The sequence below is a fragment of the Aeromonas sp. 1HA1 genome (assembly GCF_029237385.1).
In the GTDB taxonomy this organism is placed as follows: Bacteria; Pseudomonadota; Gammaproteobacteria; order Enterobacterales; family Aeromonadaceae; genus Aeromonas; species Aeromonas popoffii.
This window is the reverse complement of sequence record NZ_JAACGC010000007.1, coordinates 67,486-91,416: the sequence shown is the minus strand read 5'-3', so window position 1 is coordinate 91,416 and position 23,931 is coordinate 67,486. Positions and strand designations below refer to the sequence as shown.

24 protein-coding genes are annotated in these 23,931 nt (G+C 57.8%); 6 read left to right on the top strand and 18 right to left on the bottom strand.

What is annotated here, in order from left to right; all coding sequences use genetic code 11:
- Positions 1 to 2: 2 nt before the first annotated feature.
- From lspA to murJ, 4 genes are all read right to left on the bottom strand, one after another.
- Positions 3 to 518, bottom strand: coding sequence for a signal peptidase II (gene lspA, locus GWQ22_RS04170; RefSeq protein ID WP_042038832.1), 516 nt, complete (start codon positions 516 to 518; stop codon positions 3 to 5).
- The gene (gene ileS, locus GWQ22_RS04165) at positions 518 to 3,379 is read right to left on the bottom strand and encodes an isoleucine--tRNA ligase (RefSeq protein ID WP_275929535.1); all 2,862 of its coding nucleotides are present in this window, start codon (positions 3,377 to 3,379) and stop codon (positions 518 to 520) included. The genes lspA and ileS overlap by 1 nt, the downstream gene beginning before the upstream one ends.
- Complete coding sequence (gene ribF / locus GWQ22_RS04160; protein ID WP_275929548.1) at positions 3,379 to 4,353, bottom strand: bifunctional riboflavin kinase/FAD synthetase; 975 nt, start codon at positions 4,351 to 4,353, stop codon at positions 3,379 to 3,381. The genes ileS and ribF overlap by 1 nt, the downstream gene beginning before the upstream one ends.
- A 171-nt stretch (positions 4,354 to 4,524) precedes the next feature.
- The gene (murJ, locus tag GWQ22_RS04155; RefSeq protein WP_275929534.1) at positions 4,525 to 6,084 is read right to left on the bottom strand and encodes a murein biosynthesis integral membrane protein MurJ; all 1,560 of its coding nucleotides are present in this window, start codon (positions 6,082 to 6,084) and stop codon (positions 4,525 to 4,527) included.
- 191 nt (positions 6,085 to 6,275) lie between these two features.
- Between murJ and rpsT the strand changes: the two genes are divergently transcribed.
- Complete coding sequence (gene rpsT / locus GWQ22_RS04150; RefSeq protein WP_005892298.1) at positions 6,276 to 6,539, top strand: 30S ribosomal protein S20; 264 nt, start codon at positions 6,276 to 6,278, stop codon at positions 6,537 to 6,539.
- 48 nt (positions 6,540 to 6,587) lie between these two features.
- Here the strand turns inward: rpsT and GWQ22_RS04145 are convergent, their stop codons facing one another.
- The 8 genes from GWQ22_RS04145 to rppH form a co-directional block, all read right to left on the bottom strand.
- A complete protein-coding gene (locus GWQ22_RS04145) occupies positions 6,588 to 6,890 on the bottom strand; it encodes a metalloregulator ArsR/SmtB family transcription factor (protein WP_275929533.1) in 303 nt (100 codons plus the stop codon).
- Between the two features lie 49 nt (positions 6,891 to 6,939).
- Positions 6,940 to 7,872: a transcriptional activator NhaR gene (nhaR, locus tag GWQ22_RS04140; RefSeq protein WP_042038824.1), complete on the bottom strand. Its 933-nt coding sequence runs from the start codon at positions 7,870 to 7,872 to the stop codon at positions 6,940 to 6,942.
- Positions 7,859 to 8,239, bottom strand: coding sequence for a hypothetical protein (locus tag GWQ22_RS04135; RefSeq protein WP_275929547.1), 381 nt, complete (start codon positions 8,237 to 8,239; stop codon positions 7,859 to 7,861). The genes nhaR and GWQ22_RS04135 overlap by 14 nt, the downstream gene beginning before the upstream one ends.
- Positions 8,240 to 8,259: 20 nt before the next feature.
- A complete protein-coding gene (gene nhaA / locus GWQ22_RS04130; RefSeq protein ID WP_275929532.1) occupies positions 8,260 to 9,450 on the bottom strand; it encodes a Na+/H+ antiporter NhaA in 1,191 nt (396 codons plus the stop codon).
- Positions 9,451 to 9,676: 226 nt separating this feature from the next.
- Entirely contained in the window at positions 9,677 to 10,471 is a 795-nt protein-coding gene (gene thyA / locus GWQ22_RS04125; RefSeq protein ID WP_042038818.1) for a thymidylate synthase, read from the bottom strand.
- 91 nt (positions 10,472 to 10,562) lie between these two features.
- A complete protein-coding gene (gene lgt / locus GWQ22_RS04120) occupies positions 10,563 to 11,390 on the bottom strand; it encodes a prolipoprotein diacylglyceryl transferase (RefSeq protein ID WP_275929531.1) in 828 nt (275 codons plus the stop codon).
- A 67-nt stretch (positions 11,391 to 11,457) separates the two neighbouring features.
- Entirely contained in the window at positions 11,458 to 13,737 is a 2,280-nt protein-coding gene (gene ptsP / locus GWQ22_RS04115) for a phosphoenolpyruvate--protein phosphotransferase (RefSeq protein WP_275929530.1), read from the bottom strand.
- A 13-nt stretch (positions 13,738 to 13,750) separates the two neighbouring features.
- On the bottom strand, positions 13,751 to 14,278 hold the full coding sequence (gene rppH / locus GWQ22_RS04110; RefSeq protein WP_108536555.1) for an RNA pyrophosphohydrolase: 528 nt from the start codon (positions 14,276 to 14,278) through the stop codon (positions 13,751 to 13,753).
- Positions 14,279 to 15,010: 732 nt separating this feature from the next.
- Here rppH and mutH point away from each other — a divergent pair.
- Entirely contained in the window at positions 15,011 to 15,685 is a 675-nt protein-coding gene (gene mutH, locus GWQ22_RS04105; RefSeq protein WP_042038813.1) for a DNA mismatch repair endonuclease MutH, read from the top strand.
- 82 nt (positions 15,686 to 15,767) lie between these two features.
- Positions 15,768 to 16,091, top strand: coding sequence for an isoamylase early set domain-containing protein (locus GWQ22_RS04100; RefSeq protein ID WP_042038811.1), 324 nt, complete (start codon positions 15,768 to 15,770; stop codon positions 16,089 to 16,091).
- A 129-nt stretch (positions 16,092 to 16,220) separates the two neighbouring features.
- On the opposite strand, the gene rplS is transcribed toward GWQ22_RS04100, so the two are convergent.
- From rplS to ffh, 5 genes are all read right to left on the bottom strand, one after another.
- Positions 16,221 to 16,568 carry a 50S ribosomal protein L19 gene (gene rplS / locus GWQ22_RS04095; RefSeq protein ID WP_005313505.1) on the bottom strand — a complete coding sequence of 116 codons (348 nt, stop codon included), beginning with the start codon at positions 16,566 to 16,568 and terminating at the stop codon, positions 16,221 to 16,223.
- 32 nt (positions 16,569 to 16,600) lie between these two features.
- Positions 16,601 to 17,350: a tRNA (guanosine(37)-N1)-methyltransferase TrmD gene (gene trmD, locus GWQ22_RS04090; protein ID WP_005340400.1), complete on the bottom strand. Its 750-nt coding sequence runs from the start codon at positions 17,348 to 17,350 to the stop codon at positions 16,601 to 16,603.
- A 34-nt stretch (positions 17,351 to 17,384) separates the two neighbouring features.
- On the bottom strand, positions 17,385 to 17,906 hold the full coding sequence (gene rimM, locus GWQ22_RS04085) for a ribosome maturation factor RimM (protein WP_042038809.1): 522 nt from the start codon (positions 17,904 to 17,906) through the stop codon (positions 17,385 to 17,387).
- A 24-nt stretch (positions 17,907 to 17,930) separates the two neighbouring features.
- Complete coding sequence (gene rpsP, locus GWQ22_RS04080; protein ID WP_021141082.1) at positions 17,931 to 18,179, bottom strand: 30S ribosomal protein S16; 249 nt, start codon at positions 18,177 to 18,179, stop codon at positions 17,931 to 17,933.
- A gap of 182 nt (positions 18,180 to 18,361) precedes the next feature.
- Positions 18,362 to 19,738: a signal recognition particle protein gene (ffh, locus tag GWQ22_RS04075; RefSeq protein ID WP_042038808.1), complete on the bottom strand. Its 1,377-nt coding sequence runs from the start codon at positions 19,736 to 19,738 to the stop codon at positions 18,362 to 18,364.
- Between the two features lie 202 nt (positions 19,739 to 19,940).
- Here ffh and ccsA point away from each other — a divergent pair, with 202 nt between their 5' ends.
- Positions 19,941 to 20,732, top strand: coding sequence for a cytochrome c biogenesis protein CcsA (gene ccsA / locus GWQ22_RS04070; RefSeq protein WP_042038807.1), 792 nt, complete (start codon positions 19,941 to 19,943; stop codon positions 20,730 to 20,732).
- Positions 20,733 to 20,775: 43 nt separating this feature from the next.
- Entirely contained in the window at positions 20,776 to 22,056 is a 1,281-nt protein-coding gene (locus GWQ22_RS04065; protein WP_108536166.1) for a CNNM domain-containing protein, read from the top strand.
- A 30-nt stretch (positions 22,057 to 22,086) separates the two neighbouring features.
- Here GWQ22_RS04065 and GWQ22_RS04060 read toward each other — a convergent pair whose 3' ends face one another.
- On the bottom strand, positions 22,087 to 22,554 hold the full coding sequence (locus GWQ22_RS04060) for an Rrf2 family transcriptional regulator (protein WP_042038804.1): 468 nt from the start codon (positions 22,552 to 22,554) through the stop codon (positions 22,087 to 22,089).
- Positions 22,555 to 22,665: 111 nt separating this feature from the next.
- On the opposite strand from GWQ22_RS04060, the gene hmpA reads away from it, so the two are divergent.
- Positions 22,666 to 23,859, top strand: a complete 1,194-nt coding sequence (gene hmpA / locus GWQ22_RS04055; RefSeq protein WP_275929529.1) for an NO-inducible flavohemoprotein — start codon at positions 22,666 to 22,668, stop codon at positions 23,857 to 23,859.
- Positions 23,860 to 23,931: the final 72 nt, after the last annotated feature.

Here is a 23,931-nt window from a genome sequence, read left to right as displayed (position 1 = left end):
ACTCATGCCATCTCCTCCTTCTTCTTCTCGGAACGGAAGCCTTCCAGCACTATCATGGCGGCCCCGATAAAGATGAAGCTGTCGGCCAGGTTGAATGCCGGCCAATGGGAACGCTGCCAGTAGAAGTCGAGGAAATCGACCACATGGCCCAACACCAGTCGATCAAACACGTTGCCAAGGGCGCCACCGATGATGAGCGAATAGGCGATGCCGCTCCAGCGCTGGGTGACGGATTGCTTGCGCAACCAGTGGATCAGCAAACCACAGATGGCAAACGCCAGCACGGCGAAGAACCAGCGCTGCCAGCCCCCCTGATCAGCCAGGAAGCTGAATGCGGCGCCCTTGTTGTAAACGTGGACCAGATTGAAGAAGGGAGTGATCTCCACCCCCGGGTAACCAAATGGCAGCAACTTGACCACGGCGAGCTTGCTCGCCTGGTCCAGTACAAAGGCCAGCACCGCCAGCCACAGCCAACGCAGGCCGGTTTTGTTATGCATCGTGTTGTGAGTCATGTTCATCAGGCAAATTGACGAGTTTCGCCGTCACCCTCAACGTTGGTCACACAGCGGCCACAGATCTCTTCGTGACCGGCAATGGTACCCACGTCTTCCACATGGTGCCAGCAGCGGTCGCACTTGGCGGCGGCAGACTGGGCCACGCAGAGCCAGAGGTCATCGCGCTCGGTCGCAACGGAACCCTCCGGTGCGCTGTCAGCAGTAACGACCTTGGCCTTGGAGGTGAGCAGCACAAAGCGCAGCTCGTCTGCCAGGGCATTCAGGCACTCGGCCAGAGCCGGTTTGGCGAACAGGGTCAGTTCGGCCTGCAGGGAACCACCGATGCGCTTCTCGCCACGGGCCGCTTCCAGCGCCTTGTTCACTTCACCTCGAACGGCGAGGATCTCGGCCCAGAAGGCATCACCCATCTGCTCGCCGGCATCCAGCCCGAACAGGCCGTCATACCACTCTTCGGTGAAGACGAACTCACCGCGCTCACCCGGCAGCAGCACCCAGATTTCATCAGCGGTGAAGCTCATGATGGGTGCCATCCAACGCACCATGGCCTGGGCGATGTGATAGAGGGCGGTCTGGCAGGAGCGACGGGCCAGGCTATCAGCCTTGGCGGTGTACTGACGGTCCTTGATGACATCCAGATAGAAGGAGCCCATCTCGATGGAGCAGAACTGCATCAGCTTCTGGGTCACACCGTGGAAGTTGTACTCGTCGAATGCCGCCATGATCTCGGCCTGTACCGCCTTGGCACGACCCACTGCCCAGCGGTCCACCACCACCATGTCGGCAGGTGCCACCATGTCGGTCGCCGGATTGAAGCCGTTCAGGTTGGCCAGCAGGAAGCGGGCAGTGTTGCGGATCCGGCGATAAGCATCGGCAGAACGCTTGAGGATCTCGTCGGAGACGGTCATCTCGCCGGTGTAGTCAGTGCTCGCTACCCACAGACGCAGGATGTCGGCACCCAGCTTGTTCATTACGTCCTGCGGGCTGACCACGTTGCCGATGGACTTGGACATCTTGCGGCCCTGACCATCCACGGTGAAGCCGTGAGTCAGCACCTGGTTGTAGGGAGCCTTGTCTTTCATGGCCACGCCGATCATCAGGGAGGACATGAACCAGCCGCGATGCTGATCAGAGCCTTCCAGATAGAGGTCGGCGGAGTGCCCGTTGAACTCGGGACGAGCATCTACCACGGAGGAGTGGGTTGAGCCCGAGTCGAACCAGACGTCCAGGGTGTCGGGCACCTTGTCGTACATGTCCGCGTCGCTACCCAGCAGCTCGGCCTTGTCCAGATCCCACCATGCCTGGATACCGGACTGCTCGACCCGCTTGGCCACCTCAAACATCAGGCGCACGGAGTCCGGGTGCAATGCCTGAGTCTCTTTGTGGACAAACAGGGAGATGGGCACGCCCCAGGTACGCTGACGGGAGATACACCAGTCAGGACGGTTCTCGACCATCGCCTGGATACGGTTTTTACCCCAGGCAGGTACCCAGCCGCTCTGGCCGTGCTGTTTGATACCGTCTTGCTCGATGCGCTCGATCTCTTCCAGCGCGCGTTTGCGCAGACCCTTCTGTTCCATGCTGATGAACCACTGCGGGGTGGCACGGAAAATGATCGGGGTCTTGTGACGCCAGCAGTGCGGGTAGGAGTGGTTGAACACCTTGTGATGCAGCAGGGCGCCGCGCTCGGTCAGCACCTCGACCACAGAGGCGTTGGCCTTGAACACGTGCTGGCCGGCGAACAGTTCGGTATCCGGCAGGTAAACGCCATTGCTGCCAACCGGGTTGGCCACTTCCAGACCGTACTTCTGACCGACCACGAAGTCTTCCTGACCGTGGCCAGGGGCGGTGTGTACAGCGCCGGTACCGGCATCCAGCGTGACGTGGTCACCCAGCACGACCGGCACATCGAAGCTGTAGAAGGGGTGATTGAAGCGCAGCAGATCGAGCGCAGCGCCCTTGGCGTAGCCCAGATTGTGGAACTTCTCGATACCGGCACGATCCATCACATCCTTGACCAGCTCGGCGGCCAGGATCAGACGCTCGGGATGCTCGCCTTCAACCTGCACCAGCGCATAATCGAGGTCGGCATGCATGGCGATGGCACGGTTTGCAGGCAGGGTCCACGGGGTCGTGGTCCAGATCACCGCAGAGATCGGGCCTTTACCGGGGTGGCCTTCGGCGCAGTCAAACTTGGCGACAACGGCAGCTTCGTCGACGGCTTTGAAGCGCACGTCGATGGAGGGGGAGTTCTTGTCGTAGTACTCCACTTCGGCTTCAGCCAAGGCGGAGCCGCAATCGGTACACCAGTGCACTGGCTTGGAGCCTTTGTGCAGGTGACCGTTTTCAACAATTTTGGCCATGGAGCGGATGATGTTGGCTTCGGTGCCAAAATCCATGGTCAGATAGGGGTGTTCCCAGTCGCCCAGCACACCCAGACGGATGAAGTCGACTTTCTGCGCGTCGATCTGGGTCTTGGCGTACTTGCGACACTCGGCGCGGAACTCGGCAGCAGAGACTTTCTCACCCGGCTTGCCGACCATGCCTTCCACTTTCAGCTCGATGGGCAGACCGTGGCAATCCCAACCCGGCACATAGGGGGAATCGAAACCAGAAAGGCCCTTGGACTTGATGATGATGTCTTTGAGGATCTTGTTGACCGAGTGACCGATGTGAATGTTGCCGTTCGCATAGGGGGGGCCATCATGCAGAATGAAAGAAGGCTTACCCGCTTTGGCGCGGCGAATAGCGCCGTAGAGATCCTGATCGTACCAACGTTTCAGCATGTTGGGTTCGCGCTTGGCCAGATCGCCACGCATCGGAAACTCGGTTTCCGGCAGATTCAGGGTGTGTTTATAGTCGCTCATCAGTCCTGGGTTCCCTTCTTTTCTAAAAGAGTGCTGGGTAAATTGAATTGTGGCAGCCCGAACCAGGCTCGGGCCGCCAGGGCATCTCGTTCGATCTGCTCTTTCAAGGCAGTGAAAGAGGCAAACTTCTGCTCTTCGCGCAGCTTGTGGCGAAGCAGCACCTTGACCTGCTGACCATATAGATCACCAGAAAAATCAAATACATGTACTTCCAATCTGGCTTGTGTACCGCTCAAGGTCGGCCGCACACCCACATTGGCGACACCGAGGAAGGTCTTGCCGGAACATATCACTTCCACCGCAAACACGCCACCGACCGGGATCACCTGACGCTTGAGGGCCAGATTGGCGGTAGGAAAACCTATGGTGCGCCCCAACTTGTCGCCGTGGGCCACCCGGCCGCTGATGGTATAGGGACGGCCAAGCATCAACTCCACCTCGGCCATGCGGCCCGCCTTGAGGGCCTCACGCACCAGGGTGCTGCTGACCCGCTGCCGTTCGAGCTGGAAGCTCTGGGTGCTGATCACCTCGAAGCCGAAGCGCTGCCCCGCCTCCTCCAGCAGGTGGAAGTCCCCTTCCCGCTCCTTGCCGAAGCGAAAATCGTCACCGACCACCAGATAGCGCACCCCGAGCTTCTCCACCAGCAACTGCTCGATGAAGGTCGAGGCGACTTGCTCGGCAAAACGGTGGCTGAAACGCACACAGAGCATCCGATCGATATGCAGCCCCTGCAGCGCTTCGTACTTCTCCCGCAACCGGCTCAGCCGGGCAGGGGCCTCGCTGCCTGCGAACAACTCCAGCGGCTGCGGTTCGAACAGCATGACGCAGGCGGGCAATCCCAGCTGGGCCGCTTTCTCCTTGAGACGTGCCAATACCGCATGGTGACCCTGATGAACCCCATCAAAGTTGCCAATGGTTAATACACATCCCCGGTGACGGGGCTTGAGATTGTGAATGCCGCGAATAAGCTCCATCAGTGCCTTGTGCGTTGCTGCCATGGAAATCGGCGGATTATATATCAGCCGGCAGGCAGGGTCAGCCCTCATGGCCCGATTTCAGGCATCCTGGCCAAATTCCCAATGCCGAGCGCCATCAGGACTATCCCGTACAAGGTTCACCCGCTCATGGAAACAGGGTCAACCCTGCTACTGACCCGATCTCAGGTGTCTTGGCCGAATGCCAAGCGCCAGCAGGATAACGCCATACACGGCCCCCCCCAGACAGAGCAACATGGTCAGCTGCACGCTAGCCTTGCCCATGCCCCAGGCGCTCCATTGAGCGAGATCCGGTGACAGATAGCCAAGCAGCCCCCCCATCAGCACGGTGGCCACCAGCAGCTTGAGGCAGAAGATCCCGGTATTGCGGGACGGACGGTAGACCGATTGCTGATACAAGCCCTTGAACAGCAAGGCCGCATTCAAGGTGCCTGAGCAAGCGGTCGACAGCGCCAACCCAACATAGCCGAGCGGAAAGATGAAAATGAGGTTACATACCATGTTGGCAACCATGGACATCACCCCGATCCGCACCGGGGTCCGGGTATCCTGGCGGGCGTAATAACCCGGCGCCAGTACCTTGATCAGCATCAGGGAGAGCAGGCCCGTCGTGGAGGCCAGCAGGCTGGCACTGGACATGCTCACCTCATGCATGCCGAACTCGCCGCGCATGAAGAGCACTCGCAGTATGGGCTCGCGCAACACGGCTATGCCCACCATGGCCGGTAGGCCGAGCAGCATCACCATGCGCACCCCCCAGTCCATGGTGCGGGAGAAGTCGGCCGGGTCTTCATCCACATGCTTCTTGGCCAGCGCAGGCAGGATCACGGTACTGATGGCCACCGCAAACAGGCCAAGGGGGAACTCCAGCAGGCGATCCGAGTAATAGAGATAGCTGATGGCGCCTGTGGCGAGGAAGGAGGCGAGCATGGTGTTGATCAGCAAGTTGATCTGGCTGACCGAGACGCCAAACAGCGCCGGGATCATCAGGGTGCGGATCTTGATCACCCCGGGATGATGCCAACCCCACTTGGGCCACACCAGCATGTTGATCTGGCGCAGGAAGGGATACTGGAACAGGAACTGCACCAGACCGCCCAGAAAGACACCGATGGCAAGAGCTATCTCTGGCCGCTCCATCAAGGGTGCGATCCACCAGGCCGCCGCTATCATGGTGAGGTTAAGAAACACCGGCGTGAAGGACGCGACGGCAAAGCGGCCAAAGGTGTTGAGTATGGCCCCCGCCATGGCGGTGAAGGTGATGAACCAGAGATAGGGGAAGGTGATTTTGAGCATCAGGCTGGCCAACTCGAACTTTTCGGCTGCTGGCCCGCCATGTAACCAGTCCCAAAACCAGCCCCAGCCGAACAGGGCCGTCAGCACGCCCGAGCCCAGCACCCCGAGCAGGGTGACTATGGTGACTATGCCACCGAGCGTACCCGCCACGGCAGCCAGCAATTCGCGCACCTCGCGCTCATCACCCTTCTTCTTGTACTCCGTCATCACGGGAACAAAAGCCTGGTTGAAGGCCCCTTCGGCGAACAGCCGGCGCAGAAAATTGGGAATGCGGTTGGCAAAGAAGAAGACGTCTGCAGCCGCCCCGGCGCCGAGCAGATTGGCGATGACCACATCGCGAACCAAGCCCATCACACGGGACGCCAGCGTCATTACGGACACTATCATGCCGGATTTGATCAATTTCTTACTCAAGACGAAGCCTCTGGAACTGTCAGAATGGAAAGAATGCTGGTAGAATCGGCCGACAGTTTAACCGCCTCCCAACAGACACACCACCGGGGGGCGGTGTTTATTTGCACAAATCATTTGACAATATGTGGTTGAGAAGGCATATTTCCGGGCCTTTTCAATACACTCGCTAAGACAGTTTTAGGAGTTTTACCTTGGCTAATATCAAATCTGCTAAGAAGCGCGCGATTCAGTCAGAGAAACGTCGTCAACACAACGCCAGCCGTCGTTCAATGACCCGTACCTATCTGAAGAAAGTAATTGCTGCCATCGCTTCTGGCGACAAAGCTGCTGCTGTTGCTGCTTTTGCTACCGCTCAGCCGATCATGGATCGCATGGCTACCAAAGGCCTGATCCACAAGAACAAAGCTGCTCGTCACAAGAGCCGCCTGTCTGCCCAGATCAAAGCTATGGCTTAATCAGCTTCGGCTGCATAAAGCTAAAAAAACCGGCCTCAGTGCCGGTTTTTATTTATCTGCGCTGCAGTAAAGTTTGTGCAGCAGGGCAATCATTTCGCGTACCTCATGGCTGCGCAGCGAATAGTAGACCGTCTGGGCCTCTTTTCGTGTCTCCACCAACCCATCCCGCCGAAGCACGGCCAAATGCTGTGACAGGGCTGACTGACTCAACCCGAGCACCTCGTTGAGTTCCCCCACCGACAGTTCCCGATCCTGCAGCTGACACAAAATAAACAATCGTCGTTCGTTGGCCAGTGCCTTGAGCAGTGCCACAGCGCGGCTCGCATTCGCCTCCATATCTTCCAGTTGCATCTCATCCCCTCTCGTCCGAGGCAAGAATCATACTCTGTGACCCGTCGATTTAAAATGACAGGGTTGCCGGTTGAATCGTGGTGAAGTCCTCTTCCCCGGCAAACAGGAAAGAGAAATCGCTCTCGCACACCCGTTTTACCGCCGGATGCTGGATCATTCGCTCGGCAAAGATGACGTAATACTCCTCCATCAGATCCTGAGTCTCCCCGAGCAGCCTCACCCCCTCCCCTTCCAGGATCTCCTCCCGATAGATGGTGGGGGCCATGAAGATGCCCTGGTTGAAGAAACCGAAGGCCTTCATCAGGGCCGCATCGTCGAACTCCCCAAGGATGCTGGGGGAGATTCCTTGCTGCTCGAACCACTGGGTCAGCTGGCGTCCCATGGCGGTACGGCGCCCCGGGATCAGCAGCTTTCGCTCCTCCAGACAGGCGGGAAAGGGTTTCTCGGGCAACGGCACCTTGCAAAAGAAGCTGACGCCACAACCGCCGAGCCGCTTGGATAACAGGCCCGCATGCTGGCCTGAGTCTACCGGGCAGTCGGAGAGGATCATGTCGAGCTTGTGCTCGCTCAGCTGTTCCAGCAGCAGCTCGTGGGTCGATTCGAAGCAGCGCAGGTGGATGGAGCCATCGTTGGGAATGACGGAGAGCAGTACCCGGCTGGCAAGGCGCTTGGAGAGCGCATCGGCGATGCCGACGTCAAACAGGATCTGGCTCTCCTTGCGGTAGTTGACGATATCCAGCATCTCGTAGGAGAGGCTGAACATCTTGTCGGCGTAGCGGAATACCAGCTGGCCCAGCTCGGTCGCTTCGAGAGAGCGCCCCTTGCGCTTGAGCAACTTGCCACCGAGGCGCTGCTCCAGCAGTTTGATCTGGCCGGTGACTGTCTGCGGGGTCAAAAAGAGGGCTTCTGCCGCTTGAGTGACGGAGCCCTTTTTCTGAGTCATCCAAAAATAGTAAAGGTGGTTGTAATTAAGGTGTGACATCCGATGGGGTTCCCGCGGTACGCGGACTCCGGTAGCAGCTGAGTTCAGCCGCCAGAATGTCATACATGTCGCTGATCGAGTCAACCTTGTTTGCGGTGAACTGCGTCTGCAGGCTGGCCTTGAGGCGCGCCTTGTCAGGCATCCGTTCGCCGCAGTAGCGCTTGTTGGACTGCTTGACCCGTTCACCGGCCCGGCTACTCAGGGCCCGCTCGGCGAAGGTCTCACCGAATTGGGCCTTGGCCTGTTTGTCCCCCAGCATGACGGCGCTGTCGACCACGCCATTGAGGTAAGCAGAGCAGCTGCTTGATGCCGGATCCTGCTGACAATCTTCCAGACTGGCCGCCCAGAGCCCCGGGCTCGCCAGCATAACCAACCATACCAGTCTTCTCATAACCCCTCCGTGTTTTGATCCGCCGCACGGTTGGGAAGCGACATCCGCAGGGCAAAATAACCGACCACTGCCGCCAGCGTAGATCCTACCAGGATCCCGAGGCGTGAATAGCTGCCGTAATCCAATCCGCCGTACTCGAACGCCAGCGATGCAATGAACATCGACATGGTAAAGCCAATGCCACACAGTATGCTGACCGCAAAAATCTGCTTGAAGTTGACCCCGGCCGGTAACTGGGCGATACCCAGCTTGACCGCCAGCCAACTGATGGTGAATACCCCAAGCGGCTTGCCCACGAACAGCCCCAGCATGATGCCAAGGGGCACAGGGCTCAGCAGGGCCGACAGGCTTATTCCGCCCAGTGGAACGCCCGCATTGGCAAAGGCGAACAGCGGCAGTATCAGGTAAGCACTCCAGGGATGCAGCGAGTGCTCCAAATGCTTGAGCGGCGAGGCATAACGCTTGCCGTTGAGCGGTATCATGAAGCCTACGATGACGCCAGCCAGGGTCGCGTGGACACCGGACTTGAGTACCGCGACCCAGAGCACCAGACCCACCAGCATGTAGAGGCCGATCCTGTCCTCGCCACGCCGATTCATCCACAGCAGGGTCAGGATCGCCAGGATACTGACCACCAGCGCCGTCAGCGACAGCTGCTGGGTATAGAAGATCGCAATGATGATGATGACCCCGAGGTCATCCATGATGGCCAGCGCCAGCAGGAACACCTTGAGGCTGACCGGCACCCGCTTGCCCAGTAGCGCCATCACCCCGAGGGCGAAGGCGATATCGGTCGCGGCGGGGATAGCCCAACCAGCACGCGCCACTTCATCCGAGTAGTTGAAGAAGGTGTAGATGAGCGCGGGAGCCAACATGCCGCCGACCGCGGCTATGGCCGGGAAGGTCGCCTGCACCCGGGAGGAGAGCGCGCCTTCCAGCATCTCGCGCTTGACCTCAAGCCCGACCAGCAGGAAGAAGATTGCCATGAAACCGTCGTTGATCCAGAGCAGCAGCGGCTTGTTGATGTCGAGAGCGGCGATGCGCACCTGCACCGGCGTATCGAGGAATGCCTGATAGCCACCGGCCAGAACCGTGTTGGCCAATACCATCGCCACTATGGCTGCCATGATCAGAATTATTCCGGAGGCGGCCTCCAGCTTCAGAAACTTCTTTATTACGTCGTTCATGGTTAAATTATCCACAGAATTACTTTAGTTTAAGTCTATATCCCATAACAATTAATGGAAAATCGTTTCTTACTGCTGAATACCACGAGAAAACCGAAGGAAGAAACAGAAGATACCTGCTATAAGCAGGCTTCACTGTGCGCCGGCGCCCTTGATGACGCAATCAATAAAATGAATTTTCAGTTATTTTTATGCATAAAAAAGGCGCTTCAAGGCGCCTTTGACATTAGATAGCGACGGGCGCCTTGATGCCGGGATGGGGGTCGTACCCCAGGATCTCGAAATCCTCAAACCGGTAGTCGAAGAGGGAATCCGGTTTGCGCTTGATCGCCAGCTGCGGCAAGGACCGTGGCTCGCGGGAAAGCTGCAGCGCGGTCTGCTCCATGTGGTTGGAGTAGAGGTGCACATCACCACCAGTCCAGACGAAGTCACCCACCTCCAGGTTGCACTGCTGGGCCATCATATGGGTCAGCAGGGCGTAGCTGGCGATGTTGAACGGCAGACCGAGGAACACATCACAGCTGCGCTGGTAGAGCTGGCAGGAGAGCTTGCCGTCTGCCACATAGAACTGGAAGAAGGCGTGGCAGGGTGCCAACGCCATTTTATCCAGCTCGCCCACGTTCCAGGCGGAGACGATGATACGGCGCGAATCCGGATTGTGCTTGATGTCATCCACTGCCCGCTGGATCTGATCGATGACGGTGCCATCGGCCGCCGGCCAGGAGCGCCACTGGGCGCCATAGACAGGCCCCAGATCGCCATTCTCGTCGGCCCACTCATCCCAGATACTGACGCCGTGCTCTTTCAGATAGGCAGTGTTGGTGTCGCCGTTGAGGAACCAGAGCAACTCGTGAATGATGGAACGCAGGTGGCATTTCTTGGTGGTGACCAGTGGAAAGCCGTCCGCCAGATTGAAGCGCATCTGATGGCCGAACAGGGAGACGGTACCGGTGCCGGTACGGTCTGACTTGGCGGTGCCCTCATCGAGGATCTTCTGCATCAGGTCGAGATAAGCTCTCATTACTTCGCCTCCTTCACGGCATTACCAAACATCTTCACGCTACCGCAGGCATTTTGGGGCAGGTTATTCTGCATAAGAACGAGGCAGGCTCTCATTGCTTTGCCTCCTTCACCCTATTACCAAATAACTGCGGGCGCTTGTAGGCGGCCCAAATCATCAGGGCACCGGCGATAATCATCGGGGTGGAGAGGATCTGGCCCATGCTGATCTCCTGGAAATAGAGACCCAGCTGGCTGTCCGGCTGACGCACAAACTCCACCAGGAAGCGGAACAGGCCGTAGAACAGCAAGAACATGCCTGAGATGGCACCACGGGGCGGGTTCTTGCGCCAAAACAGGTTGAGGATGATGAACAGCACCACCCCTTCCAGTGCGAACTGGTAGAGCTGGGAGGGATGGCGCGGCTCAGGGCCTGCCTCCGGGAAGATGATGGCCCAGGGCACATCGGTGACCCGACCCCACAACTCACCGTTGAGGAAGTTGCCGATCCGGCCAACACCGAGACCAAACGGAATGAGCGGAGCCACAAAGTCGGCCACGGTGAAGAAGTGGCGCTTGGTTTTGTGGGCAAACCAGATCATCGCGGTGATAACCCCGATCAGACCACCGTGGAACGACATGCCGCCGGTCCAGATCTTGAACAGGTAGAGGGGGTCAGCCAAGAACATGTCGACGTTGTAGAACAGCACGTAACCGACCCGACCACCCAGGATCACCCCGAGGAAGCCATAGAACAGCAGGTCAGAGACCTCGTTGCGGGTCCAGCCGCTGTTCTGTGCGTCTGCGCGACGCCCCGCCAGCCACATAGCAAAAGCGAAACCAAACAGGTACATGAGACCGTACCAGCGTACCGATAGTGGCCCCAAACTGAATGCGACAGGATCAACCTGCGAGAAAACCCAATATCCATCGTGCTGCATATGCGGCCCCAGTCATAAGAAAAGCCGCATTTTCCGATCATTCGTCAGCAGGGACAAGGCATGATTATCAATCAGTCTGTTTCGTTTTGTGACCGGCCCGCAGCAAGCCACCCAGACCGTGCTCTTCCAGGTAGCGGGCGAACAGGCCGCGCAGCACGTGAGGATTGTCGTGCTTGAGGCCGTCGGCCATCAGCGCGGTCAGCTCGCTCAGAGTCGATTGACGCAGCACGTACTTGATCCTGGCGATATTGTGGGTGTTCATACTGAAGCGGCGATAGCCCATGGCCAGCAGCAAAAGCACACCGACCGGATCGCCGGCCAGTTCGCCACAAACCGACACCGGCTTCTGGTAGCGATGGGAGGCATCAACCAGCTGTTGCAGGGCGCGGATCACCGCAGGATGGAAAGCGTCGTAGATGTTGGCGACGCGGGCATTGTTGCGGTCCACCGCCAGCAGGTATTGCGTCAGGTCATTGCTGCCCACCGACCAGAAGTCGATGAGCGGCGCCATCTCGGGCAGTATATAGAGGGCGGACGGCACCTCTATCATCACTCCCAGGCTGGGGTAGCGGATCACCGCATCGCGGCTGGCCGCCTCTTCCGACACTTCTCGCCAAGCCTGGTCCAGCAACCGACGGGAAGCCCTGATTTCGCTGACGCTGCTGATCATCGGCAGCATGATGGCCAGGTTGTCCAGCCCCTCGCTCGCTCGTAGCATGGCCTTGAGCTGGACCAGAAACAGTTCGGGGTGATCCAGAGTGAGCCGGATCCCCCGCCAGCCAAGGAAGGGATTTTCCTCGACGATGGGGAAATAGGGCAGCTGCTTGTCTCCCCCCACGTCCAGCGTGCGCATGCACACAGGACGATTGCGATAGGTTTCCAGAATGCCGCGATAGCGCGCCGTCTGCTCCCACTCGGAGGGGAAGCTGTCCTGCAGCATGAAGGGGATCTCGGTACGATAGAGCCCAACCCCGTCTGCCAGATGATTGAGGGAGATCTCGGTGTCGGCACTCAGGCCAGCGTTGAGCAGCAAGGAGACAGGGGTGCCATCGGCGGTTTCCGATGGCTGACTGTCGACGCTGCGCACCAGGGTATCGAGCGCCCGCTCCTCGTTGAGCAGTTGCCGATACTCGGTCAGGATCACCTGATTGGGCTCGATGAAGAGATCGCCGCTGTAGCCGTCGACCACCAGCATGCGACCGCCGATGTCGCCGAGCGGCAGATCCACCCCCATGATAGCCGCGACCCCCATGGCACGGGCTAAAATGGCGGCATGGGAATTAGTGCCGCCCTTGAGGGAGACCACCCCGGTCAGGAATTCCCTCGGCACCTCGGCAAGTATGGTGGCCGTCACCTCGTCGGCCACCAGCACCACGGGCTCGCCGACCGTGATATGTTCCGGTTCATTCTGCACCAGCCGGCTGATAAGCCGCTGGGCTATGTCCTTCACATCGGTGGAGCGCTCCTGCAGGTAGGGATCCTTCATCCCCTTGAACTGGTCGATCAGTCGGTCGCTGATGAGCTTGACCGCCGACACGGCCGTCCAGTGCTCCTTGCTCACCTTGTTGCGGATGGGCTTGATGTAACCGGGATCGTTGAGCAGATGCAGATAAATGTCGAAGATGGCAACCGAATCCTCGCCGTAGCTCTCGCGAAACCGCAGTGCCAGACTCTCCAGATCGTGGCGTACCTCTTCCACCGCTACGTTCAGCCGCTCCAGCTGCTTGGCGTGCTCCTCATCCTTGCGTGGGGTGATGGAGCTGAGCTCCTTGCGGGGCCGCCACACCCAGGCTTTGGCCATGGCAATACCGCTGGCCCCGGCGATACCGCGCAGCGGCTTGCTCCAGTCGGTCTTCTGCAACCACCCCTTGGCTTGCGCCTGGGCGATGCGGGCCGCCAGCTGAGCCGCCAGCGTGACCATGAAGGACTCCTCCCCCTCATCAAAAAGGCGACACTCCTTCTGCTGCACCACCAAAATGCCCACCACTTGGCGCTGATGCATGATGGGGGCGCCAAGGAAGGATCGAAACTCTTCTTCGGCGACATCGGGCAGAAATTTGAAACTGGGATGGGAGGGGGCATCAGCCAGGTTGATCAGCTCTTCGCGCTGACCCACCAGACCGACGATGCCCTGCTCAAATGGCAGGATCGCCTTGCCCACCGCCGACTCGGCCAGACCATCGGTCGCGGCCAGCCGGTAGCGGCGCATGTCCGGTTCAGAAACATAGACGGAACAGCAGTCCACCATCATGGCCAGCCGGGTCTGACTGACCAATGCCTGCAGGGCCAGCTCCAAGGTGTTGGCTTCGGCCATGCTTTCGACGATGCGTCTGAGTTCCGTCAGCAACTAGGTGTGCTCCTTAGCGAGAGCGGTTGCGCCGCCCATCTTTCCGATTAACTTGCACCACGGGCACTGGCATCGCCAGCGGAGCAAACTCTTTCATCACCCGTCGATAGACTTCTCGCTTGAAAGAGACAACCTGGCGTACCGGATACCAGAAGCTGACCCAACGCCAATCATCAAACTCGGGGTGACCATGACAACCGAACTGGATTCTGGACTCCCTGTCAGGATCCAGTTGTAACAAGAACCATTTTTGTTTTTGGCCAATACAGACCGGTGAACTGTCCCAACGAACAAGGCGTTTGGGTAAGCGGTACTTCAGCCAGTTGCGACTGGTGGCCATGATGGTCACATCCTCGGGCTTGAGGCCTATCTCCTCATACAGCTCACGATACATGGCCTGCTCAGGCGTCTCACCGTCATCAACTCCCCCCTGCGGAAACTGCCAGGAGTGCTGCCCATAGCGCTTAGCCCACAATACTTGCCCGTCACGGTTACAGATCACGATTCCGACATTGGGACGAAACCCGTCGCCATCTATCACGTGATCACCTTATAAAGGCTGAATCTATAAGGAGATTGTTCCACATTCACCCCGTGGCAGCAAACAAGGACTGCAATCCCCCACTCATGAATAACTTTCAATTTCAAGCCGACTTATAAACAAATCCAAGGATCAAACCCCGCAAGTTGCCCACCCAGACTGTGTATAAGCCTGTGAGCAAGCGGGTATATACAGTAGTTTTGTTTATCTGCTCTACTCAAGGAACCAGCATGCGGTATGGTTTATAAAACTAAACATTCATTTAAATACAATGTGTTATATTCATAGTGCTGGATCAAGATCCATGTCTTTCCCGGCCAAAGATCCGGGATCCTGATTGTGAACAAGTTCGTCTGCTCAAAGATCCACCACGGCTAATTTATCCACAGGAGTGGCACACTATCTGCCCTGCCATCGCAGCAAAAATCGCTGCCGTTTCACATTTTTTTGTAACAACACCCCCACTATCACCACTTTGAGCCAGTTATCCAAGATTTCTGTGGATAACTGTGTGCAACAGCATGAGCAAACCCTTGGACAACTATTCCAAGCCGGGATCCTGCGTGGAAAAGATCGGTACAATAAAGACAAATTCGTTAAAAATCATTATGATAAGTAATAAGGTGCAAAATCCCCCCCCCAGTGCAACCCCTCGGCAGGATCGGTTATAAAAACAGCGATCCTCACCAAGGAGCAGACTTGCTAGAATAATCCCCTTTGCAGGAGTCATTCATGCCCACCCAGCCCCAGTCCGAGCAGGAGTTATTGAGCCGAGCCCATGCCATGGCAGGCTTCACACTGGCACAGCTGGCTGCCGATGCCGGCCTCGCCGTCCCCCGGGATCTGAGACGGGACAAAGGCTGGGTCGGCCAGCTGATCGAGTGGCAACTGGGTGCCAGCGCCGGCAGCAAGCCAGAGCAGGACTTCCCGGAACTTGGCATAGAGCTAAAGACGATCCCCATCGATCCTCAGGGCAAACCCCTGGAGACCACCTTCGTCTGCGTGGCGCCGCTGATCGGCGTCAGCGGCCAGCGCTGGGAGCAGTCAAACGTGCGCAACAAACTCTCGCGGGTGCTCTGGATCCCGGTTGAGGGAAGTCGCGATATCCCGATAGGCGAGCGCCGGGTCGGCATGCCGCTGATGTGGAGCCCGAATGAGGAGGAGGATCGGCTGCTGCGCCAGGACTGGGAGGAGTTGATGGACATGATAGTGCTGGGAGAGGTGGAGCAGATCAGCGCTCGCCACGGTCAGGTGATGCAACTGCGCCCAAAGGCCGCTAACAACAAGGCGCTGACCCGCGCCATCGGTCGTAATGGCCAGCCGATCCTGACCCTACCACGGGGCTTTTACCTCAAGACAGGATTCACCCACGGCCTGCTGCAACGCCACTTTGCCTTGCCCGTTTGATCTGTTCTATCAACATCCTTGTCATAAAGTGATATAAAAATAGGCAGAACCACTTTCTTCGCACCAATGACAAGGAGGCGTCATGCCGATCAACAAGCAATTCCTCAAGTCCCGTCCCGAGGTCAAGGTGACCTTCGCGGTGGAAAAAGTGGCTGCCGGTGAGGCAGAACAGGTACTGCTGCTGGGGGAATTTAGCCAGTGGCAACCCATAGAGCTCAAACGGATGAAGAGCGGAGAGTTTAGAACCACCCTCAACCTGCCCACCGATGGTCCCAGCCATTTCGAATACTGCTACCAGCTGGTGAAACCGAACGGAGAGACACTCTACGACAACGATTGGGAGGCGGACGACTATGTGCCGGGCCCCTTCGGACGTGACAACTCAGTGGTGCGTGTCAGCCAGTAGGCGACGACCAGAACACTGGCCCATCTGGCCAGCCCCCGGATTGCGGACACAAAAAAGGCTCGCCATTGGCGAGCCTTTTCACTACCTGTCGAGCTATTTGCCGACATATCGACACCAATTCGAATCGAATTAGTTGAGCTTCTCTTTGATACGAGCAGCTTTGCCGGACAGGTTGCGCAGGTAGTACAGTTTGGCGCGGCGAACATCACCACGACGCTTCAGTTCTACACTGTGGATCAGCGGAGAGTGAGTCTGGAATACACGCTCAACACCTTCGCCGTTGGAGATCTTGCGAACGGTGAAAGCAGAGTGCAGACCGCGGTTACGCTTGGCAATAACGATGCCTTCGAAAGCCTGCAGACGCTCTTTGCCACCTTCTTTAACACGAACTTGAACACGTACAGTGTCGCCCTGGGCAAATGCCGGGATGTCGGTACGCAGTTGCTCTTGCTCAAGCTGCTGAATAATCTTGCTCATTGTCTTTCCTTACCTAGGATAAACTGAAAACTCTACTTAACGCTGTCACGCACTTCGCGGACATACTCGGCAAGAAGTGATTCTTGCTCGTCAGTCAGAGCTAGGTTGTTAATAAGTTCCGGCCTTCTTTGCCAGGTTCGTCCGAGCGACTGTTTGAGACGCCAGCGTCGAATCACTTCGTGATTGCCGCTTGTCAGCGCCTCTGGCACCGCCAATCCATCCAACACCTCCGGCCGAGTGTAGTGGGGATGATCCAGCAAGCCATCCGTGAAGGAGTCCTGCTCGGCACTGGCCTGATCACCCAAAACCCCCGGGACCAGACGCGAAACCGCATCGATCAGGGTCATGGCAGGCAACTCGCCACCACTTAACACGTAATCCCCGATAGACCACTCTTCGTCGACTTCGGTTTGTATCACGCGTTCATCGATACCTTCGTATCGACCGGCTACCAGAATCAGCTTCTGATTCGTCGCCAACTCGGTTACGCCCGCTTGAGTCAGCTTGCGTCCCTGAGGGGAGAGATAGATGACTTTCGCCCCGTCTCCCGCCGCTTGCTTGGCTGCATGAATCGCGTCACGCAGCGGCTGAACCATCATTAACATGCCAGGCCCACCACCATAAGGACGATCATCGACCGTACGGTGTTTGTCGTGGGTAAACTCCCGGGGGTTCCAGCACTCAATCTGCAGCAGGCCACTCTTGACGGCCCGACCCGTTACCCCGTGCTCGGTAATGGCTCGGAACATTTCAGGGAAGAGGCTAATGACCCCAATCCACATAAGAAACCTCCGGCACCCGTGTTAGCGCGGGAAACTAGAAACCAGGATCCCAATCAACTTCGATTGTTCGAGCAGTCAGATCAATATGCTTGATCACCTGCTCTTCCAGGAACGGAATCAACCGCTCCTTTGCGCCAAAGGCATCTTTTACATTGGCTTCAACCACCAACACATCGTTGGAGCCGGTTTCCATCAATTCGGTCACCTTGCCCAGGTCGTATCCCTTGGTGGTCGATACCGAGCAACCAATCAGGTCACGCCAGTAGAACTCACCTTCAGGCAACGCAGGCAACAGATCAGCGGGTACGCCAATCTCGACATTGGTCAATGCCAGGGCATCTTCACGCAGATCGATACCATCGATTTTGCAAATCAGACCCTTGTTGTGACGCTTCCAGGCCGAAACCTTGAGTTCACGCCACCCCCCGTTCTGATTGATCAGCCAGGGGTTGTAATCGAAAATCGCTTCGGCAACATCGGTGAAGGAGTTCACTTTAAGCCAGCCCTTGATGCCATAAACGGTACCCAGGGTGCCCAGAACTATAGGTTTTTCCACCTTAACTCCTTACCGTTGGGCTGATTAAGCAGCTTTGGCAGCGTCTTTGATCAGCTTGGCAACGCGGTCAGAAACAGCGGCACCAGTAGCAACCCAATGCTCGATACGAGCCAAGTCCAGGTTCAGCTTTTCGGCAGAACCAGAAGCAACCGGGTTGAAGAAACCAACGCGCTCGATGAAGCGACCGTCACGGGCGCAACGGCTGTCAGAAACTACTACCTGGTAAAACGGACGCTTTTTCGCGCCACCACGTTGTAAACGAATGGTTACCATATCGTCCTCATTAACATCTAATGAACAAGGCCCGCAAACACGCGGACCCTAGCTTAAAATAAGCCGCGTAATTCTACTTGGATTCGTAATAATTGCAACCAAGCCAGCCATTTTTTGCACAAGGCTCACAATGAAAAGGGCCCACCTCTGGTGAGCCCCTGGCCTGGCTGAAACGGTCGGGATCAGAAGGGGCCGCGACCGCCACCGAATCCTGGTGGCAACATGTTCTTCATCTGCCCCATCATCTTGCGCATGCCGCCCTTGCCGGACATCTTCTTCATCATGCGCTGCATCTCGGTGAACTGCTTGAGCAGCTTGTTCACGTCCTGCACCTGCATGCCGGAACCTGCGGCGATACGGCGCTTGCGGGAGCCCTTGATGAGGTCGGGATGGGCACGCTCCCTGGGCGTCATGGAGCTGATGATGGCCTCCATCCGCACGGTCAGCTTGTCATCCATCTGATCCTTGACGTTGTCCGGCAGACCGGACATACCGGGCAGCTTGTCGAGCATGCCCATCATGCCGCCCATATTGCGCATCTGGGCCAGTTGTTCGCGGAAGTCTTCCAGATCGAAGCCCTTGCCACTCTTGACCTTGTTGGCCAGCTTGGCGGCTTTTTCCTTGTCGACATTGCGCTCCACTTCCTCGATCAGCGACAGCACGTCGCCCATGCCGAGGATGCGGGAGGCGAGACGATCCGGGTGGAACGGCTCCAGCGCATCTGTCTTCTCGCCCATACCGATGAACTTGACCGGCTTACCGGTGATGTGGCGCACGGAGAGGGCTGCACCACCGCGAGCGTCGCCATCCGCCTTGGTGAGGATCACGCCGGTGAGCGGCAGCGCCTCGTTGAACGCCTTGGCGGTGTTGGCGGCATCCTGCCCCGTCATGGCGTCCACCACGAACAGGGTCTCGATCGGCTTGATGGTGGCGTGAAGATGGATGATCTCGTCCATCATGTCGCTGTCGACGTGCAGACGACCGGCGGTATCCACGATCACAACGTCATAGAACTTCTTGCGCGCCTGATCGATGGCGGCAGTGGCGATGTCGACCGGCTTCTGGCTAGCGTCGCTTGGAAAGAAATCGACGCCGATGTCGCTTGCCAGCGTCTCCAGCTGCTTGATCGCCGCGGGGCGATAGACGTCGGCACTGACGACCAGCACCTTCTTCTTGCTGCGCTCTTTGAGCAGCTTGGCCAGTTTACCTACGGTTGTGGTCTTACCGGCACCCTGCAGACCCGCCATCAGTATGATGGCCGGCGGTTGGGCGGCCAGGTTGAGCTGCTCGTTGGCTTCGCCCATCACCGAGACCAGTTCACCGTGTACTATCTTGATGAAGGCTTGGCCCGGACTCAGGGACTTGGCCACTTCCTGGCCAACCGCCCGCTCCTTGACGCGAGCCACGAAGTCCCGCACCACCGGCAGAGCGACGTCCGCCTCGAGCAGCGCCATGCGGACTTCGCGCAAGGTATCCTTGATGTTCTCTTCGGTCAGGCGACCGCGCCCACTGACATTGCGCAAGGTGCGCGAGAGTCGTTCAGTCAAATTCTCAAACATGACGGATTCCGGTTCTTGGCATAATAAATTGGGGGCATTATAACCCAGAGCAGACGCGAGGACGATTATTCACCGCACGGCAGCCATGGGGACCTTCTCTTTATATATGGGCAGATCGGCGGCTGCACAACTGGCGAGCACATCTTGTGCAAGGTATACTGCCTCTCTTATTCCCAACAGCCTGTTCAACAACGACCTGGTTATGATCGTGATCTCTGTTCTGGCCCTGGCGTTTTATCTGCTGGCCATCATCGCCTCGCTGCACCTGCTGCTCAGTGCCAAACCTGTGGGGCAAGTTCCCCTGTTTGCCTGTATCGGACTGGCCCTGATCGCGCACGGCGCCGCTGTGGCCGGCGAAGTGCTGGTGACCCATTCCGGCCAGAACCTGAGCATGCTCAACGTTGCATCTCTCGTGAGTCTCATCATCGGCTGCTTCATGACCTGCGTCACCCGCCGCTTCAACGGCTGGATCCTGCTGCCCGTGGTCTACAGTTTCTCCGCTCTGCTGCTGGCCGCCAGCGCCCTGATCCCGGGCCGCTATATCACCCATCTGGAGGCCCATCCCCAGCTGCTGCTGCACATAGGACTGGCACTGATGGCCTATTCGGTGCTGATGATCGCCTGTCTGTTCGCGCTACAGCTTGCCTGTCTGGACAGGCAGCTCAAATCCCGCAAGATCAGCCAGTTGCCAGCCATGCCGCCCTTGATGACGGTCGAAAAGCGGCTGTTCCAGCTCATCTCGGCGGGCCTGTTCCTGCTGACCCTCTCCATCGCCTCCGGCCTCTTCTTCCTAGAAGACATGTTCGCCCAAGGCAAATCCCACAAAGCGATCCTCTCGATCCTGGCCTGGTGCGTCTACATGCTGCTGCTGTGGGGTCATCACACCCGTGGCTGGCGCGGGCGCAAGGTCATCACCTTGAGCCTGATCGGCAGCTTCATCCTGACCCTGGCCTATTTCGGCAGCCGCTTCGTCAAAGAAGTCCTGCTGAGCTGATACCCACCCCCCTTTACTCATCCACCCCCCACAGGAGCCCTTCTTGGACAGCATATCAACGAGCACATTATTGATTGTTCTCGTTATTTTGATCCTCTTATCTGCTTTTTTCTCAAGTTCTGAAACCGGCATGATGTCGCTCAACCGCTACAAACTGCGGCATCTGGCTCAAACCAAGCACAAGGCTGCCCGTCGGGTAGAGAAGCTGCTGTCCCGCCCGGATCGCCTGCTGGGTCTGATCCTGATCGGCAACAACCTGGTCAACATCCTCGCCTCGGCCATCGCCACCATCGTCTGCATCAGACTGTTTGGCGCCTTCGGGGTAGCCATTGCCACCTTCGGCCTGACCCTGATAGTGCTGGTGTTTGGCGAGGTGACCCCCAAGACACTGGCGGCCATGTACCCGGAGAAGATCGCCTATCCCGCCTCCTGGGTCCTCAAGGGGCTGATGGTGCCACTCTACCCCTTTGTCTGGCTTATCAATGGCATCACCAGTGGCCTGCTCAAGCTGCTTCGGCTCCATCCCAGCAAGGATGACGCCCTCAACACCGAGGAGCTGCGCACCATAGTCAACGAGGCGGGCAGCCTGATCCCCCAGCGCCATCAGGAGATGCTGCTCAGCATTCTGGATCTGGACAAGATGACGGTGGAGCACATCATGGTGCCGCGCAGCGATATCTATGCCATCGACATCAACGATGACTGGAAGACCATACTGCGTCAGCTGGCCCACTGTGCCCACACCAAGATCCTGCTCTACCGCGACAACATCGACGATGTGGTGGGCTTCCTGCACGCCCGCGATGCACTGCGGCTGATGGCCAGGGATCAGTTCAACAAGTCGAGCCTGCTGCGGGAAGTGGACGAGATCTACTTCATCCCGGAAGGCACGCCGCTCAACGTACAACTGGCCAAATTCCAGCGCAACAAGGAGCGGATCGGCCTCATAGTGGATGAGTACGGGGATATTCAGGGGTTGATCACCCTGGATGACATACTGGAAGAAATAGTCGGCGACTTCACCACCTCCATGACACCGGCGCCCAGCGACGAGATCCACCCCCAGCCGGATGGCTCGTTTCTGGTGGAAGGCTCGGCCAGCATTCGTGAGCTGAACAAAGAGATGAGCTGGCGACTGCCCATCGACGGGCCCAGAACCCTGAACGGTGTCATCCTGGAATATCTGGAGGAGATCCCCCAGCCCAACATCAGCCTGCGGCTCGCCGGTTATCCCATCGAGATCCTAGAAGTGGAGAACAACATGGTCAAGATGGCGCGGATCATGCCGGACTTATACCGTAACGAGTCGAGGTTCGAAGATTGAAAAAAGGCTGCCGATGGCAGCCTTTTTATCTCACTCGCTCTCCTCATCCGGCTCCAGCACCAGGGTCGGGATCACGTCACCGAACACCTTCTGCAACTCCTCGCGATTGGCAAGCAGATCTTGCAGCGTGTAGCTGTCCATCACCGCCAAAAAGGCATTCATCGCCCCCTTCAGTGCATTCTTCAGCAAGCAGACAGAGACGATGTGGCAGACGGGTGAGTTGCAGTCGATGCCATCCAGATTGCCCTCCAACGCCCGGATCACCTGACCGATATTAACTGTCTCCGGCGCGCAGGCCATGCGGATCCCGCCATTCTTGCCGCGCTGGGATTGTAGATAGCCCAGCTTCACCAGTTGATTCACCACCTTGACCATATGGTTGCGGGAGACGCCATACAAGGCGGAGACCTTGGCCACGCTCGACAATTCACCCTGTGGCAAGGTCGCCAGATAGAGCAGAGCTCTCAATCCAAAATCGGTATAGCTAGTTAGTCTCATAGTGCCTGTGTCGCATAACGCGAAAAATTGATTATTGATTCATATCAAATAAACATCTAGGATGCAGCTTATTAAGTGACATTTTAGATGTTCAATTAGTAAGGACCTCCTATGTTAGACCAAGCCACCATCGCCGTCATCAAAAGCACCATCCCGTTGCTCGAATCGGCGGGGCCAGCCCTCACCCAGCACTTCTACCAACGCATGTTCAGCCACAACCCTGAGCTGAAAGATATTTTCAACCTGGCGCACCAGCGCAGCGGCGGTCAACCGCTGGCGCTGTTCAACGCGGTGGCGGCTTACGCCAGGAATATCGACAACCTGGGAGCCCTGGCCGGAGCGGTAGAACGCATCGCCCACAAGCACACGGGTTTCCTGATCCAACCGGAACAATATCACATTGTAGGTAGTCATCTCTTGGCCACGCTCAAAGAATTAGGCGGAAGTGCGGTCACCGAGAAGGTGCTGGATGCCTGGGGCAAGGCTTACGGTGTGCTGGCCAGTATCTTCATCGGCCGGGAGAGCGAGATCTATCAGGAGAAGGCGAGCGAGATCGGTGGCTGGCAAGGTCCTCGCGCCTTCATCATCAAGGAGAAACGGGTCGAGAGCACACTCATCACCTCTTTCGTGCTGGCGCCCGTCGACGGCAAACCCGTACTGCATTTCAAACCGGGCCAGTACCTCAGCATCAAGCTGGCCCACCCAGAGCTCGAATATCAGGAGATCCGCCAATACTCCCTCTCTGATGCGCCGAACGGTCGCGATTACCGCATCAGCGTCAAGCGCGAGCCGCAGGGTCAGGTTTCCAACCTGCTGCACGACCATCTGCATACTGGCGATCAGGTAGATCTGATGCCGCCGACCGGCGACTTCTTCCTGCAGGCCAATGCCACCACCCCCGTGGTGCTGCTCTCCGCCGGTGTGGGCCTCACCCCCATGCTGAGCATGCTCAACCAGCTGCTGGCCACAGGCCATGCTGCCGACATCTGCTGGCTGCACGCCTGTGAACAGGGTTCCTTGCACGCCTTCAAGGAGGATATCCAGCGCAAGCACGAACAACACGACTTGCTACAGAGCCGGGTCTGGTATCGGGAGCCGGGGGCTCTGGATGAGCAAGGGAAGGACTACGACTTCCACGGCACCATGAACGTGAGTCAGGTGGCCGAGTTGCTGGCGCCGCAGGCCCACTACTATTTCTGTGGTCCGCTTGGCTTCATGCAGGCGATCAAGGCGCAGTTGAACGCGATGGGCATTCCAGCCGATCAGCTGCACTACGAAGTTTTTGGCCCCCATCAGGATCTTTAAACGGGGCGGCCACGTATAAAGCAAGGAGGATCCAGCCTGTCACGGCACGGCGGCTGGCACCTCCCGACCCAC